This is a genomic window from Streptosporangium sp. NPDC006930, assembly GCF_040635605.1.
Lineage (GTDB): Bacteria > Actinomycetota > Actinomycetes > Streptosporangiales > Streptosporangiaceae > Streptosporangium.
This window is the reverse complement of record NZ_JBEYID010000014.1, coordinates 203,533-219,029: the sequence shown is the minus strand read 5'-3', so window position 1 is coordinate 219,029 and position 15,497 is coordinate 203,533. Positions and strand designations below refer to the sequence as shown.

Genomic DNA, 15,497 nt, shown 5'->3' with positions numbered 1-15,497 from the left:
CAAACCGCCCCCGCACCTTACCCCGATGCCCCGCCCCCCGCCACCCCTGGGGCCCGTTTTAACTGGTTGGGGTGGCCACGATGGGGGGGGCGGGGGCCCGGCCGGGCCACCTCCCCCTCTCAGGACGTCACTGCTCGCCGGTGAGCGCCGTCACCAGCTCCGCGGCGGTACGGCAACGGTCGAACAGCTCGCCCACGTGGGCCTTGGTGCCGCGGAGCGGCTCAAGGGTGGGGACGCGCTGCAGCGACTCACGGCCGGGGATGTCGAAGATGACCGAGTCCCAGGAGGCTGCGGCCACCGACTCGCTGTACTGGCTCAGGCAGCGGCCTCGGAAGTAGGCCCGGGTGTCGTTGGGCGGCACCTCGATGGCCCTCTGGACCTCCTCCTCGGTGACCAGGCGCTGCATGCGGCCCCGGGCGACCAGCCGGTTGTAGAGCCCCCGGTCGGGACGGATGTCGGAGTACTGGAGATCGACGAGCTGCAGACGCGGGTGCGACCAGGGAAGGCCGTCACGGGTCCGGTATCCCTCCAGAAGCTCCAGCTTGGCCACCCAGTCGAGTTCGCCGGACAGCTGCATCGGATCCTCCGCCAGGCGGGTGAGGACCGACTCCCAGCGCTCCAGGATGTCCTTGGTGGGCTCGTCCAGGCCGTTGGCGCTGCGCTCCTCGGCATACTTGCGCGCGAGCTCCAGGTATTCCATCTGGAGCTGCACGGCCGTCAGTTTGCGACCGTCGCGCATGGAGATCTCGTACTTGAGCGTGGGGTCGTGTGAGACCGCGCGCAGGGCCTGGACGGGGTTGTCCACGGCGAGGTCGCGGGTGAAGTAGCCGTCCTCGATCATCGCCAGGACGAGCGCGGTGGACCCCAGCTTCAGGTAGGTCGAGATCTCCGACATGTTGGCGTCGCCGATGATGACGTGCAGGCGACGGTATTTCTCCGGGTCGGCGTGGGGCTCGTCCCGGGTGTTGATGATCGGCCGCTTGAGCGTCGTCTCCAGCCCCACCTCGACCTCGAAGAAGTCGGCCCGCTGGCTGATCTGGAAGCCCTCGCCCCGGGAGTCCTGGCCGATGCCGACCTTGCCCGCGCCGGTGACGACCTGCCGGGAGACGAAGAACGGCGTCAGGTGCCTGACGATGTCGGCGAACGAGGTGGCCCTGCGCATGAGGTAGTTCTCATGGCAGCCGTAGGAGGCGCCCTTGTTGTCGGTGTTGTTCTTGTAGAGCTGGATCGGGGCGTTGGCCGGCATCGCCGAGGCGCGGACCGCCGCGTCGTGCATCACCCGTTCACCCGCCTTGTCCCAGATCACCGCCGCCCGAGGATTGGTGCACTCGGGTGTGGAGTATTCGGGATGGGCATGGTCCACGTACAACCGGGCCCCATTGGTGAGAATCACGTTCGCCAGGCCGAGGTCCTCGTCGGTCAGCTGGCTCTGGTCCGCCACCTCCCGCGCGAGGTCGAACCCCCGTGCGTCCCGCAACGGGTTCTCCTCCTCGAAGTCCCATCGCGCGCGCCGTGCCCTGGCGGCCGAGGCCGCCAGATAGGCGTTCACGACCTGAGAGGAGGTCACCATCGCGTTGGCCCCCGGCTGTCCGGGCACGGAGATGCCGTATTCGGTCTCGATGCCCATCACCCGCCGTACCGTCATGCGCACCCTCTGTTCGTCAGGGACTGTTTCTCTCCGTGGTATCTATTCCCGACCCTAGACCCTTCACTATGCCCGGTGGTCGGACAGTTATGGCACCGAAGCCTTTTCGCCCGTTGCGAGGGGGATCGAGGAGAGCGCGGGGAGCTGTGACGGGGACGGGGATGCGGCCCCTCTCCGCCTCATGGATTTGACGAACTCCTGAAGCGGACGCTCGGCCACCCGGTACACCAGATAGGAGAACGCCGTCGCGGCCAGCACCGTGACCAGGGCGGTCAGCGGGGGCGGCAGCACGTCCCGCAGGGCGGGGACGATCAGGACCGCGGCCGGGGTGTGGAACAGGTAGAGCGGGTAGGTGAGCGCGCCCAGGACGACCAGGCCGCGCCAGCGCAGCCATCCCAGCCATCCCAGCGCCACCATGGCCATGAGCACGTAGAAACCGACCACCGTGGCGACCACGGCCCACTCGGGCACGGGCATCGCGGCGTAGCCGACCTTCTCGACGCGCCCGGCCACCCGGTCGATCGCCGCGCTCACGGCCAGGCCGCCGCTGATCCCGGCCAGGCACCACAGGACGAGCCTGGGACCGAACCTCGTCATCAGGAAGAACGCCATGCCGCCGACGAAGTACGCCGCGTACTTGGGCATGACCACGAGCTCGACCCACGCCTCGTCGCTTCCGGCGAAGAACCCGGCCGCCAGCAGCCAGACGCCCATGAAGACCAGGCAGCGGTTGAGCGTCACCCCGACGATCACCAGGATCGAGATCAGTACGTAGAAGCGGAGTTCCACCCAGAGCGACCAGTAGACGCCGTTGGCGTCGTAGACGCCGAGGGCCCGTTGGAGCATCGTGAGGTTGATCCCGTACTCGCCGAGGCTGAGCTTGGGATCCAGGGCCGTGGCGGCGGTCAGCCCGTACACCGCGGCGGTGACGGCCACGCTGACCCAGTAGGCGGGGTAGAGCCGCACCAGCCGGGAGAGGGCGAACGCCCCCAGGCTCCGCCCCCAGATGCTCATCAGGATCACGAACCCGCTGATCATGAAGAACAGCTCGACGCCGAGGATGCCGAGCCCGGAGACGGTGGAGATCGCCGGGAACAGTTCGGCCGGGCGGTCGCCCCACACCGAGGCGAAGGCGATGAAGTAGTGGAAGGCGAGCACCGCGATGGCGGCGAAGAAGCGCAGGAGGTCGAGTTCGGCGAGGCGGCCACTTCCCCGAAGCGCCTCGCGAGACCCCGTGCCGTTCACCGGGCGGCCGGGCCGGAATGTTCACGCACGCCACTTGGACGGCGTCTCGATCATTCGGGTTCCCCGTGACGGCTGTCTATTTCCGGCCATTTCCGGGGCGGGTGTGAAAGGAGAGCCGAATACACGAGGACAAAAAGGTTTAAACAGGACAAAACCCACAGGCCGTCGAATGTGTTGCGGCAGGCATGACGACGCCGACGGCGCGGCCCCCGAGGGGAACCGCGCCGCCGGTCACACGTGGTTACAGGTATTGACCGGTGTTGGCCACCGTGTCGATGGAGCGTCCGGCCTCTGTGCCCTGCTTGCCCGTCACGAGGGTGCGGATGTAGACGATCCGCTCGCCCTTCTTGCCGGAGATGCGGGCCCAGTCGTCGGGGTTGGTGGTGTTGGGCAGGTCCTCGTTCTCGGAGAACTCGTCCACGCAGGCCGCCAGCAGATGCTGGATCCGCAGGCCCTTCTGGCCGGTCTCCAGGAACTGCTTGATCGCCATCTTCTTGCCCCGGTCGACGATGTTCTGGATCATCGCGCCGGAGTTGAAGTCCTTGAAGTACAGGACCTCCTTGTCGCCGTTGGCGTAGGTCACCTCAAGGAAGCGGTTCTCCTCGCTCTCGGTGTACATCCGCTCGACGACCCGCTGGATCATGCCGGAGATCGTCTCCTGGCGGTTGGAGCCGTGTTCGGAGAGATCCTCGGCGTGGAGCGGGAGCTCAGGGATGAGGTACTTGGAGAAGATGTCCTTGGCCGCCTCGGCGTCCGGCCGCTCGATCTTGATCTTGACGTCCAGGCGGCCCGGCCGCAGGATCGCCGGGTCGATCATGTCCTCACGATTGGAGGCGCCGATCACGATGACGTTCTCCAGCCCCTCGACGCCGTCGATCTCCGACAGGAGCTGGGGAACGATGGTGTTCTCGACGTCGGAGGAGACGCCCGAGCCTCGGGTCCGGAAGATCGAGTCCATCTCGTCGAAGAACACGATCACCGGGGTCCCCTCGGAGGCCTTCTCGCGAGCCCGCTGGAAGACCAGGCGGATGTGCCGCTCGGTCTCGCCGACGTACTTGTTGAGAAGCTCGGGACCCTTGATGTTGAGGAAGAAGCTCTTGCCGGACTGGCCGGTCTTCTCCGCGACCTGCTTGGCCAGGGAGTTGGCGACGGCCTTCGCGATGAGGGTCTTACCGCAGCCGGGCGGCCCGTAGAGCAGGACACCCTTGGGCGGGCGGAGCTTGTGCTCGCGGAAGAGGTCGGCGTGCAGGTACGGGAGCTCGATGGCGTCCCGGATCTGCTCGATCTGCCGCATGAGCCCGCCGATCTCCTCGTAGGAGATGTCGGGCACCTCCTCCAGGACGAGCTCCTCGACCTCGGACTTGGGGATGCGCTCGTAGACGTAGCCCGAGCGCGGTTCGAGCAGCAGGGAGTCACCCGCCCGGATCGGCTGGTCCAGCAGCGACTCGGCGAGCTTCACCACCCGCTCCTCGTCGGCGTGTGAGATCACCAGCGCGCGCCGGCCGTCCTCAAGGAGCTCCTTGAGCATCACGATCTCACCGAGGTCCTCGAAGCCGAGGGCCTCTACGACGTTGAGCGCCTCGTTGAGCATGACCTCCTGGCCACGCTTCAGCGACTCGACCTCCACCGCGGGGCTCACGTTCACCCTGAGTTTGCGGCCACCGGTGAAGACCTCCACCGTGCCGTCTTCTCTGGCTTCGAGGAACACACCGAACCCGGACGGCGGTTGTGCCAGCCGGTCTACCTCCTCCTTCAAGGCGACGATCTGGTCTCTGGCCTCCTTGAGGGTGGCCACCAGACGCTCGTTCTGGCCGGTTACGGCCGCGAGGTTCGCCTGCACGTCATGGAGACGCTCTTCGAGAATCCTGGCCTGCCGGGGAGACTCCGTCAGCTTCCGACGCAACGCGGTGATCTCCTCCTGCAGGAAGGAGACCTGTGTTGTGAGGTCGGCGACCTCCCGTTCGCGCTGCGCGGCACGAGCTTCAGCGTCGTCGCGAGCTGCCACGGCGTCACCTCCTTCCCAGTCGAGACCGACTACTCAAAACCCTACCCATCTAAGGGCTGTCCCTTACCTGGCTGAGCGGTGTTCATATGACTACATTAAGTGCGTGATGATTAATCCCTTTTGGGGGTTTTAGTCCTAGAAGTATAAGAACACGAAGGTCTGCTCCCATGTCACGCTCCGACGGACCGTCGTGGCCGAATCGTCATCATGTGGCGGAAGACGTGGAAGTCGCGGACTCCTCGCCATGTGCCCCCTTCGCCGGACGTCTACGTCGAGGTGGTGGCGTCACCCCGTCGGCCATGCGACGGGCCGTGACCAGAAACCCGGTGTGGCCGACCATCCTGTGGTCGGGCCGCACGGCCAGTCCCTCGACATGCCAGTCACGAACCAGGGTCTCCCACGCATGGGGCTCGGTGAAACTCCCGTGCTCCCGCAGAGTTTCGACCGTACGCGAGAGCTGGGTCGTGGTCGCGACATAACAGCAGATCACGCCACCGGGCGTGAGTGCCCGGGCCGCGGCGTCCACACATTCCCACGGGGCGAGCATGTCCAGGATGATCCGGTCGACGTCGCTCTCGTCCAGAGCCTCGACGAAGTCGCCGACCACCAGGCGCCACTGCTTCATCGGGCCGCCGTAGAACTTCTCCACGTTCTTGGTGGCGATCTCGGCGAAGTCCTGGCGCCGCTCGTACGAGGTGAGGGTGCCCTCGGAACCGATGGCGCGCAGCAGGAAGCAGGTGAGCGCGCCGGAACCGACACCCGCCTCCACCACCCGGGCCCCGGGGAAGATGTCGGCCATGGCCACGATCTGGGCCGAGTCCTTGGGATAGATCACCGCCGCGCCTCGCGGCATGGACAGTGTGTAGTCCTGCAGGAGATGTCTGAACGCCAGATACTGGGTGCCGCCGGACGAACGCACCACCGAGCCCTCGGGCCGGCCGATCAGCTCACTGTGCGGGATCCCGCCCTTGTGCGTGTGGAACACGCCGTCTTCCTTCAGCGTCACCGTGTGACGCTTGTTCTTGGGGTCGGTGAGCTGAACCTGATCCCCGGCCTGAAACGGCCCATGCCTGCGAAAACCCATGACCGCAAGGTTATCGGCGCGCGACGGTGTCCTCGGACGGTCCGGAACACGGCCACGCGGGCAGGACGGGCGCGAACCTCGGGGCGCCGGGAGGGCGAAGCGAGAGAGATCGGAGAAGGGACGAGGAGGGAGGGGACAGGGCGGAGAGGGCGGAGGTCATCCGCAAATTGATTCGCCCTCATAAGAGGGCACCTGGTAGCTGTTATGGCGTGTTTTCCCATGATGTGATTCCGGCCGGCCCTGTCGTCCTGAGGCCGCTCGCCCCGGCCGACGCCGAGGCGATCACCCGGGCCTGCGCCGACCCGGAGATCGTCCGCTTCCTCCCTCTCGTCCCCGTGCCGTACACCCGGGACGACGCCCTTGAGTACATGGAACGGTGCCGCCAGGAGTGGCAGACAGGAGGTGCCCCGTTCGCGATCGCGGACGCGGCGACGGGTGAGTGGCTGGGCAACATCGGCCTCATGGCCCGTCCTCGCGGGGGCATCGAGATCGGCTACCTGGTCGCCCCGTGGGCGCGGGGCCGCGGGGTGGCCACGGCCGCCACCGCCGCGCTGACCGCGTGGGGGTTCCGCCACGGGGTCGAGCGCGTCGAGTTGCTCGCCAACGTGGAGAATCTGGCCAGCCAGCGGGTCGCCCTCGCCGCGGGGTTCCACCACGAGGGCGTGCGGCGCGGGGCCGAGGAGCAGCGTGACGGCACCCGGCACGATTTGGTGGGCTTCGCACGTCTGCGCGGCGACTCCGGCGAGCGCGTGCCGCCCCTGCTGCCGGAGTTTCCCGGCGGCTCGCTCACCGACGGGGTCGTACGGCTCAGGCGGCTCACCGTCTCCGACACCGCCGACTACCTGGCGCTGCGGAACCTGCCCGACGTCGTGAGGTACAGCGTCCCTTCCGAACCCTCCACATTCGAGAAGGTCGAGGAGCGCTGCCGTACCGCGGGCGCGGACTGGCTGGCGGGCAGAGGCGCCGAGGTCGCGATCCTGGACGCCGCGACGGGCGCGTTCGCCGGGGACATCCAGCTCACCGGGGTGATCCCCCCGCTGGGACAGGCGATGACGGGCTACAGCCTGCGACCGGAGTTTCGCGGCAGGGGCTTCGCCACCAGGGCGGTGAACCTGCTGGTCGGCTGGGTCTTCGAGCACACCCCCCTGGCCAGGATCATCGCGGGCACCTCTCCCGGCAACGTCGCCTCGCACCGCGTGCTGGAGCGCGCGGGCTTCACCCGCGAGGCGCTGCTGCGCGGGATGCTGCCTGGCCCGGACGGCACACGCCTGGACGACCTGCAGTGGTCTCGCCTGCGAGACGACGCCCGGCACTAGCCCGGACGACGCCCGGCGCCGGCCCCGATCGACCCGCGGTGATCGTCCGCCGCGCTGGATCGCCACGCCCGCGACTCCCGGCGCCGGCCGTACACCGTCACGGAAGTCGCGGGCGATCCGAAACGTCCGGCCGCCCCAGAAAGGCCCCGGCCGGGTCTCAGTCGGCGCCGAAGCGGGCCCTGAGCTTGGCGTAGGCGGCGTCGGTGCCCTGGAGTGCCCGATCGATGTCGGCGTCGGTGTGGGCCGCAGACAGGAACCAGTTGTGCCACGGGTGCAGGTAAACCCCCTCCTCCAGGCAGGCCGCGGCCCAGAACATGCCCTTGTCCAGCGTCGCGTCGCCCTCGAAGGAGAGCCACGGGATCTGCACCGGCCCCGTCTGGTTGACCGTGAAGCCGTGGGAGGCCGCCTGGGCGGCCAGGCCCTCGCGCAGGCGGGTGCCCGCGCGCTCCATCAGGGCGATGCCGTCGATGGCGCGCAACGTCTCGATCGTGGCCTTGGCCGCGGCCATCGGAGCGGCGTTGAACCAGAAGGAGCCGGTGGAGTAGAGCGTCTGGGCGGGCCCGCGCAGGGAGTCCACACCGGTGACCGCGGCGATCGGGTGGCCGTTGGCCATGGCCTTGCTGAAGGCGTACAGATCGGGGCGCACGCCCAGGGGCTCCCAGGAACCACCCAGGTCGATCCGCCAGCCCCCGCGCACGTCGTCGATCACCAGAGCGGCGCCGATCCGGTCTGCCAGGGCCCGCACCCCCCGGGCGAACTCCGCGGCGACGAGTTCCTGGTCCTCGAACGAGTCGTGCTTGAACGGCGTCACGATGATCGCGGCGACGTCGCCCTCCGCCTGGGCCGCGGCGGCCTCGACACTGGCGAGGTCGTTGTAGGTGAACTCGACCAGGTCGGCACGCTCGTTGGGAGTGGTCCCCGCCGGGCTGGGCGTGCACCACGGGTCGGCCCCGTGATAGGCGCCGTGCGCCATGAGGACCTTGGTCCTGCCGGTGGCGGCGCGGGCGACCATCAGTGCCTGGGTGGTGGCGTCGGTGCCGTTCTTGGAGAACATCACCCAGTCGGCCTGCGGGACGGTCTCCACCAGCAGCTCGGCGAGCTCCACGTAGACGGGGCCGGGACCGTTGAGGCAGTCGCCCGCGGCGAGCTGTGCGGCGACGGCGCCCTCGACTGCGGGATGGCGGTGACCGAGCACGACGGGTCCCCACGAGCACATGAGATCGACGTACTCACGTCCGTCGGCGTCACGTTGGCGGCATCCCTCTCCCCCGACGAAGAACTGCGGGTAGGCGGGACCGTGCAGGGCCGCGTTGAGATGGCCGTACATGCCGCCGGGGACGACCTTGGCGGCCCGCTCCCTGAGTTTGGCGTCGATGGACATGCGCCGTCCTTTCGTCTCTGGTCATGCCTGGATGGGTTCGGCCGCTCCCCGCCGCCCGTACGGTCGCGGGGCCGGGGGCCGTGAACGGCGAGGTCACTTCTCGTCCCGTAGCTCCCTCGCACCGTCCAGACCCGCGTCCGAGCCCAGGCCCCCGGCGACGCGGGCGGCCAGCGCGGTGCCGAGCCGCGCGGCACCGGCCACGTCACGGCCGTCGACCAGACCCGCGACGAACCCGGCGCAGTAGGCGTCGCCGCAGCCGGTGGTGTCGACCACGGGGACGTCGAGGGCGGGAACGCGGGTGACGCCCTTCGCGTCGGCGATCAGGCTCCCGTCCGCGCCGAGCGTGACCAGGACGGCCGAGGCCCCCTGCGCCAGCAGTGCGTTCGCGGCCTCCTGCACATCCCCCGCCTCACCGGCGCCGCTCATCAGCAGTGCCTGCTCCTCGTTGGGCAGGAGGTAGTCGACGTGTGGAAGGAAGTCGCGGACCCCCTGCATGAGATCCGGCATGTTGGACAGCAGGTCCATGGTGACGATGGTGCCCGCCGCTCGCGCCTCGTCCAGCAGCGCGAAGAACGCGGGGTCGTACAGGCCCCAGGTGACGTCCATGCCGCCCAGGTGCACGACCCGCGCGCCGAGGACGGTCTCACGGGCGACGTCGGCGGTGGACAGACCCAGGTTCGCGCCGGGAACGTGGAAGGACGGGCGCCCGCCGTCAGGACGGATCGGCAGGATCGAGGCGGCGGTCTGCTCCCCCCGCCTGCGGACGATCCCGGTCACGTCGACCCCGCGCCGCCCCATCATCATGACGAGCAGGTCGCCGAGCTCGTCGTCCCCGATCGCCCCCACCGAGGCCACCGGGACGCCGAGCGCGGCCAGGTCGACGGCGGTCGCGGCGGCGGCGCCCGCGGCGGTGACACGGATCTGCTCCAGCAGGTGGGTGTCCTGGCCGGCGGGGATCGACTCCACCGGTCTGGCGAGCACGTCCACGATGTGCGCACCGAGGGTGACGACGGTCATATCGAGTCCTCCTCATGTCTTCAGCGGATAATAGACGGGCGACCGACTAAAATGTCAACGAATCCGTTCAGGGAGGAGCGAGGTGCCGAAGATCGTCAACCACGGCGAGCGCCGCGAGGAGGTCGTGGAGGCCGCGCGCCGCGTCATCCTGCGCGAGGGCATCGAGGCCGCCACGACCCGGGCCATCGCCAGGGAGGCCGGTTACTCCAACGGCGTGCTGACCCACTACTTCGCCGACAAGGACGACATCATGCTGTCGGCGCTGCGCTCCTCGCACCGGCGCATCGTGGAGCGCCTGCGCGGCAAGCTGGCCGGTCTCACCGGCCTGGCCGCGCTGCGCGAACTCCTCCTCGACAACCTCCCGCTGGACGACGAGCGCGCCCGCGAGAGCGGGCTGGAGATCGGCTTCTGGAGCCGCAGCATGACCAGCCCGGCGATGCTGGAGGCGCAGCGCGCCGAGGCCGAGGAGCTGCGCTACCTGGTACGCAGCCTGCTCGGCGCGGCGGCCGCCGACGGAGAGATCACCACCGCCGACGACCTCGACGACGTCACCGAGCGGCTGCTCGCCCTCGTCGACGGACTGAGCGCGCACCACCTGCTCTATCCCGACAGGCTCGACGCCGCGCGCCTGGAACGGATGCTCGACGCCGAGCTGGACCGCCTCCGTCCCACCGGCGCGTAGGCCCGCACGGCCGGACGGCCCTGCCTGTCCCGGGACGAGGGCCCCCGCGCTCCCCGGAGAACGCACCGGGCGGCCGGACACCGGCCGGCCCTGAGCTCTCAGGGCCGGCACCCGCGGAGCGTCCCGGACCGGCGGGGACCTCCCCGGAGCCGCGGGACTCTCAGGCCAGCAGGGCGTAGAGCCGGTCGGCCACTCCCCTGGCGGTGGGCCGCTTGGCCGCGTCGCCAAGGCATGCCTGGACCAGGTCCGACAGCTCCGGTTCCAGGCTCGGGTGGATCGACGGCGTCGTGCTGTACACCTTGCGCAGGGTCAGCAGCGGGTCGTGGGTGGGCAGTTCCCCGTAGAGACCGTTGCCGCTCACCGCCCAGTGCAGCGTCGCGCCCAGCGACCACACATCGCCCCCGGGGGTCGGGGTCTCCCCCTGCAGCAGCGTGGGGTCGGTGAACTCCACCGAGCCGATGTCCCCCATCCCGGTCACCGTCGCCCCCGGCATCAGCACCTGCGACAGGCCGAGGTCGGAGAGCTTGCCGCCGTCCTCGGTGAGCAGCACATTGCCGGGACGGATGTCACGGTGAACGATGCCCTCCTCGTGCAGCGCCTGCGCCGCGTGGGACACGCAGGCGACCGCGCGCAGCACCCGCTCACGCGAGGGACGCTCCGCGGGACGCGCCAGCGAGCCACCCGGCAGGTATTCCATCGAGTAGTAGAACACCCCGCCCTGCTGGCCCGCGTCGTAGAGCCGCACCAGGTAAGGGGAACGCACCGCGGCGAACGCCTTCAACTCCCTCGTGGCGCGGCGGAACGCGTCGTTCCCGGTGCCGCCCACCACCTTCACCGCGACCAGGTCCGCCTCGACGGGCAACCGTTCCGGCCTCTTCGCCAAGTAGAACTCGCCGTGGTTGCCCGCCCCCAGTGACCGGACGAACTCGTAATCGGCGATGCCTTCCACCAACGGTCTCCCTCCATACCCACGCGACGTTCGCGGCGACATCCCCCACACGGTAACGTCGCCTTCGACATTCTCGGGGCTTTTCTTTGCATACGGAAAGCGTGCTCGCAAGTGCTGCACATGGATCTGCTCCTGCTCGACCTCGTCATCGTCCTCGCGGCGGCCCGGCTGTTCGGAGCACTGGCCAAAAGGCTCGGCCAGCCCCCGGTCATCGGCGAGATCGTGGCGGGCATCCTGCTGGGCCCCACGCTGCTGGGCCCCCTCATCGGTGACCAGCTGTTCGGGCCCGAGATGCGGCCCCCGCTGCAGGCGCTGGCCAACGTCGGCCTCGTGCTGTTCATGTTCGTCGTCGGCCTGGAGCTGGACCAGAAGCTGGTCAGGGGCAAGGGCCGGATCGCGGTGACCGTGGCGCTCGGCTCGACCGTGGTGCCCTTCGTCCTGGGGTGCGTGCTCGCGCTCAGCATCGCGGGCGAGCACGTGGGCCGCGACAGGACGCTGCCGTTCGTGCTGTTCATGGGGGCGGCGATGGCCGCCACCGCGTTCCCCGTGCTGGCCAGGATCCTCACCGACCGGGGAATGCAGCGCATCACGCTCGGCGGCCTCGCCCTCGCCTCCGCGGCCGTCATCGACGTGCTCGCCTGGACCGTTCTGGCGGTGGTCGTGGGCATCGCCGGGGCGGGAGAGGCCGAAGGGCAGTGGAAGGTCCTGCTCGCCCTGCCGTACGCGCTGGTGATGTTCCTGGTGGTCAAGCCCCTGCTGGCCCGTCTGGTGCCCGCGTACGAGAAGGCCGGGCGGCTCACGCCAGGGCTGCTTTCGCTGGTGCTCATCGGCCTGATCGGGTCGGCCTGGGCCACCGAGTGGATGCACGTCCACTTCATCTTCGGGGCGTTCGTGTTCGGCGCGGTGATGCCCCGCGAGGGAGCCGAGCGGCTCAACCACGAGATCCTGGAGCGGCTGGAGCAGCTCGCCGTGCTGCTGCTGTTGCCGATGTTCTTCGTGGTGGCGGGTCTCAACGTCAACCTGCGCGAGCTCGACCTGTCCAGCCTCGGCACGCTCGCCGCGATCCTGGCCGTCGCGATCGGCGGCAAGCTGCTCGGCTCCTACGCCGCCGCCCGGACGCAGCGGCTGCCCGGACGGCAGTCCTGGACGCTCGCGGCCCTGCTCAACACGCGAGGACTCACCGAGATCGTCATCCTCACCGTCGGCCTGCAGAAGGGCGTGCTCGACGACGAGCTGTATTCGCTGATGGTGGTCATGGCCCTCGTCACGACCGCGATGACCGGCCCGCTGGTGCGCAGGCTCTACCCCGACAGGCGGGTGGCTCGCGACATCGCCGACGCCGAGCGCGCCGCCCTGGGGGTGACCGCCGCCCACCGGGTGCTGGTGGTCGTGCCCGACCCTCCCGCCGAGCAGGCCCCGCTCGTCGGCCTGGCCACCGCCCTGGCCCTCTCGACGTCCCCGTCGACCCCTTCCGAGGTGGTCCTGGGCCACCTGCGCCCCTACCCCTCGGGGCGCCTGGAGGTCGGCATCGGCCTCTCCTCGGAGCTGGCGGAGCTGACCGAGATCCTTCACGAGCTGGAGACACTGGCCGCCACGGTTCGCGAGCGCGGCTCGGACAGCAGGGTGGTGAGCCGGTTCAGCGCGGACGTGGCGGGCGAACTGCCGGGGCTGGCCTCCGGTGCCCGTCCTGACCTGCTGGTGCTGCCCGCCGACGTCCCCGGCTACGCCGGTATGCGCGACGGCGCCACCTGCCGCGTGGTGACCGTGGCCGTGCCGGTGCCGCCGTCCGCGTTCGAGCAGGCCGGGCCCGGTTCCGAACCGGTGGCGGTGCACTACGGCCCGGGCGGCGACGCCGCCGCCCACGTGGCGCTCGGCCTCGCGACGCTGTGGGGACGTCCCCTCGTCGTCATCGGAGGGAACCGGGCCTCGGCGCTGGCCAAGCGGCTGGCCAAGCTCGGAGTGGAGGCCACCTCGGGCCCGGTCCCCGAGGGCGCGCTGGTCGTCGCCGCCGACACGGCGAACGTCCCCGAAGACGTCCATCTACTGGTCCGCGCCGAGCAGGACCCCGACCCCGTCGACTGGGCCGAGGCGGTCTCCGCCCTGCGCGCCCCGATCCCGCAGCCCTGACGCCTCCCCGCCGACTCTGCCCCCGGTTCGGACCGCCTGTCGCACCTCCTGGCCACCTGCTGCTGCCCGCATCCCCCTGAACGCGTATCGGCGGCACGGCCCACGGCCGTGCCGCCGAAAAAAGGCGAGAGGCGTTCCTCAGCGGTTGCGGTGCGACTCGTAGCGCATGGTGCGTGAGACGCCGATCCGCACGGTGGTGCCGGGCAGGATCGCGACCGGCTCGTTCGGCGGGATGTCGTAGAAGTTGGGGTCACCGGGCGGCTGGATCTGGGTGCCGTTGACCGACCCCAGATCGACCAGGTTGACGTCCCAGCCGTCCAGCGCCACCCGCAGGTGACGGCGGGAGACCGAGCCGTCGGGGCTGGTGACCTTGGCCGCGCGCACCGAGCCGTCCGCCACCTCGGGAGCCCGCTCGGGGTCACGGCCCACCAGATAGTCGGTGTCGAGCCGCAGCGTCAGACCGTCGTCCAGGAGCAGCACCCCCAGCGGCGGGCGCGGCCCTTTGTAGGGGACGAGGGTGCGCTGGACCAGCGCGATGCCACAGACCGCGCAGTAGGGGACGCGAGGGTCGTTGAAATGGTCGTTCTTGCAGTCGACCCCGTAGACCAGCGGCCGCGCCTCGGGCTCGGCCGCCGGGCCGGGCGCGGGAGCGGCGGAGGGTTCGTTTCCCGGCTGCGCTCCCCCGGGCGTCAGCAACTCGTACTCGAACGGCTGGTCGCGCACGTCGATGGGGTCGCCGCCGATCCCGCTCGCCATGGCGGTGTCGATGTCCTCGTGGTGGACGACCGCCGGAGCGGGCCCGCTGGAGGGACCGCCGGACTGCACCCCCGGGTGGCCCGGAGAGGAGAGCGGGCCCTGCGGCATCGGCTCGGAGTGCCATCCCTGCGGCTGCGGCTCGCGCCGCGGCTCCGCGGGCGGGGCGGCCGACGGATAGGGATCGGCCGGGCCCATGGGATAGGGCGGAGGCTCCGGAGGTGCCGACCACGCGGGGGGTGCCGACCGCTCGGGCGGCGCGGACATCGGGATGGACTCGGGGGCCGCGGGCTCCATCCGGGGGGCGGCGTGCTGTGCCTGCTGGGCATGCTGTCCCTGGGGGGCGGCGGACTCCGCCCGTGGCACGGCACGCGGGGCGGCGCCCGGCTCGGTCGGATCGCACGAGACCCCACCCGCGACGATCACCCCGGCGTCCAGCCGGGAGAGCGGGTGCGCGGCCTCCGCATCGGGCAGGCGCAGCTCCACCCGGGTCACCGGGCCGGGGACCAGCCGGTCGGACCAGGTGAGCGCGTCGCGCCCCGCGAGCTGGATCTCACCGTTCGCGCCGGTCACCGACGCGAACGCGGGGCCGCTGACCAGGACGGCCACTCCCCCGCCGACGGGGCCGGCGACGGCGCACGCCACCGGCTCACCCATCATGGCGGCGAGGATCTGGGCGACGCGGCGGGCCAGCGCCCTGCCGTCGCCGCCGGAGGCCGCGGTCTCCCGCAGCGCTCCCAGCAGATCCTCAACGACGGCCTCGGCCGCGTCGCACACCAGCAGCAGGCCACCCTCGTGGGCCACCAGCCCGTTGCCCGGAAGCGGACGCACCACTCCGAAGCCCTGGTCGGTCACAGAACTCTCCCTCCCCGGAAACGCCATCGGATGAACGGCACCCTCATGGGACCGTTCGTCACCAACCAGATGCATACCCAGACGACGGTGAAATGCGTCCAGAAGGCGGCCGGTGGGACCGGATCGATGAAATCAACTGCACCGGACCGTAGCAAAAAGTACAGCACAAGACCTTCGGGCACGAGCGTCAGCAGGCCGAAGAGAGTCGGCCAGTCCTTCTCCCATCTGAACTGCATCAGGAAGTGGTATATCAGCTCCCAGACGACCCCCAGCACGGCCACCGCCGCGATGACCAGGAGGCCGTTGACGTAGCGGCCGGAGAGCGGCCCCGAACCGGGGAGCAGGGGAACGATCAGCAGGGTGATGAACACGCCGACGGTGGCGAGCATGAGAAGGCGCGTCTGAATACGGCCCAGCAGTGTCGGAACCACGAGAACT

The 15,497-nt window shown here is 69.9% G+C and carries 12 protein-coding genes; 3 read left to right on the top strand and 9 right to left on the bottom strand.

Annotation, left to right across the window (positions count from 1 at the left end):
* Positions 1-127 precede the first annotated feature (127 nt).
* From dop to ABZ664_RS24650, 4 genes are all read right to left on the bottom strand, one after another.
* Positions 128-1,645, bottom strand: a complete 1,518-nt coding sequence (gene dop / locus ABZ664_RS24665; protein WP_350948294.1) for a depupylase/deamidase Dop — start codon at positions 1,643-1,645, stop codon at positions 128-130.
* A gap of 87 nt (positions 1,646-1,732) precedes the next feature.
* Positions 1,733-2,890 carry an acyltransferase gene (locus ABZ664_RS24660; RefSeq protein WP_362514354.1) on the bottom strand — a complete coding sequence of 386 codons (1,158 nt, stop codon included), beginning with the start codon at positions 2,888-2,890 and terminating at the stop codon, positions 1,733-1,735.
* A gap of 241 nt (positions 2,891-3,131) precedes the next feature.
* On the bottom strand, positions 3,132-4,895 hold the full coding sequence (arc, locus tag ABZ664_RS24655) for a proteasome ATPase (RefSeq protein WP_362514351.1): 1,764 nt from the start codon (positions 4,893-4,895) through the stop codon (positions 3,132-3,134).
* A 205-nt stretch (positions 4,896-5,100) separates the two neighbouring features.
* A complete protein-coding gene (locus ABZ664_RS24650; RefSeq protein ID WP_362514348.1) occupies positions 5,101-5,979 on the bottom strand; it encodes a tRNA (adenine-N1)-methyltransferase in 879 nt (292 codons plus the stop codon).
* A 209-nt stretch (positions 5,980-6,188) separates the two neighbouring features.
* Between ABZ664_RS24650 and ABZ664_RS24645 the strand changes: the two genes are divergently transcribed.
* Entirely contained in the window at positions 6,189-7,295 is a 1,107-nt protein-coding gene (locus ABZ664_RS24645; RefSeq protein ID WP_362514345.1) for a GNAT family N-acetyltransferase, read from the top strand.
* A 157-nt stretch (positions 7,296-7,452) separates the two neighbouring features.
* Here ABZ664_RS24645 and ABZ664_RS24640 read toward each other — a convergent pair whose 3' ends face one another.
* Positions 7,453-8,676 (bottom strand): aminotransferase class III-fold pyridoxal phosphate-dependent enzyme, encoded by a 1,224-nt coding sequence (locus ABZ664_RS24640; RefSeq protein ID WP_362514341.1) that lies wholly within the window; start codon positions 8,674-8,676, stop codon positions 7,453-7,455.
* A gap of 93 nt (positions 8,677-8,769) precedes the next feature.
* A complete protein-coding gene (locus ABZ664_RS24635; protein WP_362514338.1) occupies positions 8,770-9,693 on the bottom strand; it encodes a PfkB family carbohydrate kinase in 924 nt (307 codons plus the stop codon).
* Between the two features lie 82 nt (positions 9,694-9,775).
* On the opposite strand from ABZ664_RS24635, the gene ABZ664_RS24630 reads away from it, so the two are divergent.
* Entirely contained in the window at positions 9,776-10,375 is a 600-nt protein-coding gene (locus tag ABZ664_RS24630) for a TetR/AcrR family transcriptional regulator (protein WP_362514335.1), read from the top strand.
* A 160-nt stretch (positions 10,376-10,535) separates the two neighbouring features.
* Here ABZ664_RS24630 and ABZ664_RS24625 read toward each other — a convergent pair whose 3' ends face one another.
* Positions 10,536-11,324: a serine/threonine-protein kinase gene (locus ABZ664_RS24625; protein ID WP_362514331.1), complete on the bottom strand. Its 789-nt coding sequence runs from the start codon at positions 11,322-11,324 to the stop codon at positions 10,536-10,538.
* A gap of 120 nt (positions 11,325-11,444) precedes the next feature.
* On the opposite strand from ABZ664_RS24625, the gene ABZ664_RS24620 reads away from it, so the two are divergent.
* Positions 11,445-13,451 (top strand): cation:proton antiporter, encoded by a 2,007-nt coding sequence (locus tag ABZ664_RS24620; RefSeq protein WP_362514399.1) that lies wholly within the window; start codon positions 11,445-11,447, stop codon positions 13,449-13,451.
* A gap of 138 nt (positions 13,452-13,589) precedes the next feature.
* On the opposite strand, the gene ABZ664_RS24615 is transcribed toward ABZ664_RS24620, so the two are convergent.
* The gene (locus ABZ664_RS24615; RefSeq protein WP_362514328.1) at positions 13,590-15,059 is read right to left on the bottom strand and encodes an FHA domain-containing protein; all 1,470 of its coding nucleotides are present in this window, start codon (positions 15,057-15,059) and stop codon (positions 13,590-13,592) included.
* A complete protein-coding gene (locus ABZ664_RS24610) occupies positions 15,056-15,490 on the bottom strand; it encodes a hypothetical protein (protein ID WP_362514325.1) in 435 nt (144 codons plus the stop codon). The genes ABZ664_RS24615 and ABZ664_RS24610 overlap by 4 nt, the downstream gene beginning before the upstream one ends.
* Positions 15,491-15,497 lie beyond the last annotated feature (7 nt).

What these genes read in the sequence shown, in the direction of transcription:
- dop (WP_350948294.1), bottom strand. Translation starts at nt 1,645, where the DNA reads ATGACGGTACGGCGGGTGATGGGCATCGAGACCGAATACGGCATCTCC.
- ABZ664_RS24650 (WP_362514348.1), bottom strand. Translation starts at nt 5,979, where the DNA reads ATGGGTTTTCGCAGGCATGGGCCGTTTCAGGCCGGGGATCAGGTTCAG.
- ABZ664_RS24640 (WP_362514341.1), bottom strand. Translation starts at nt 8,676, where the DNA reads ATGTCCATCGACGCCAAACTCAGGGAGCGGGCCGCCAAGGTCGTCCCC.
- ABZ664_RS24635 (WP_362514338.1), bottom strand. Translation starts at nt 9,693, where the DNA reads ATGACCGTCGTCACCCTCGGTGCGCACATCGTGGACGTGCTCGCCAGA.
- ABZ664_RS24620 (WP_362514399.1), top strand. Translation starts at nt 11,445, where the DNA reads ATGGATCTGCTCCTGCTCGACCTCGTCATCGTCCTCGCGGCGGCCCGG.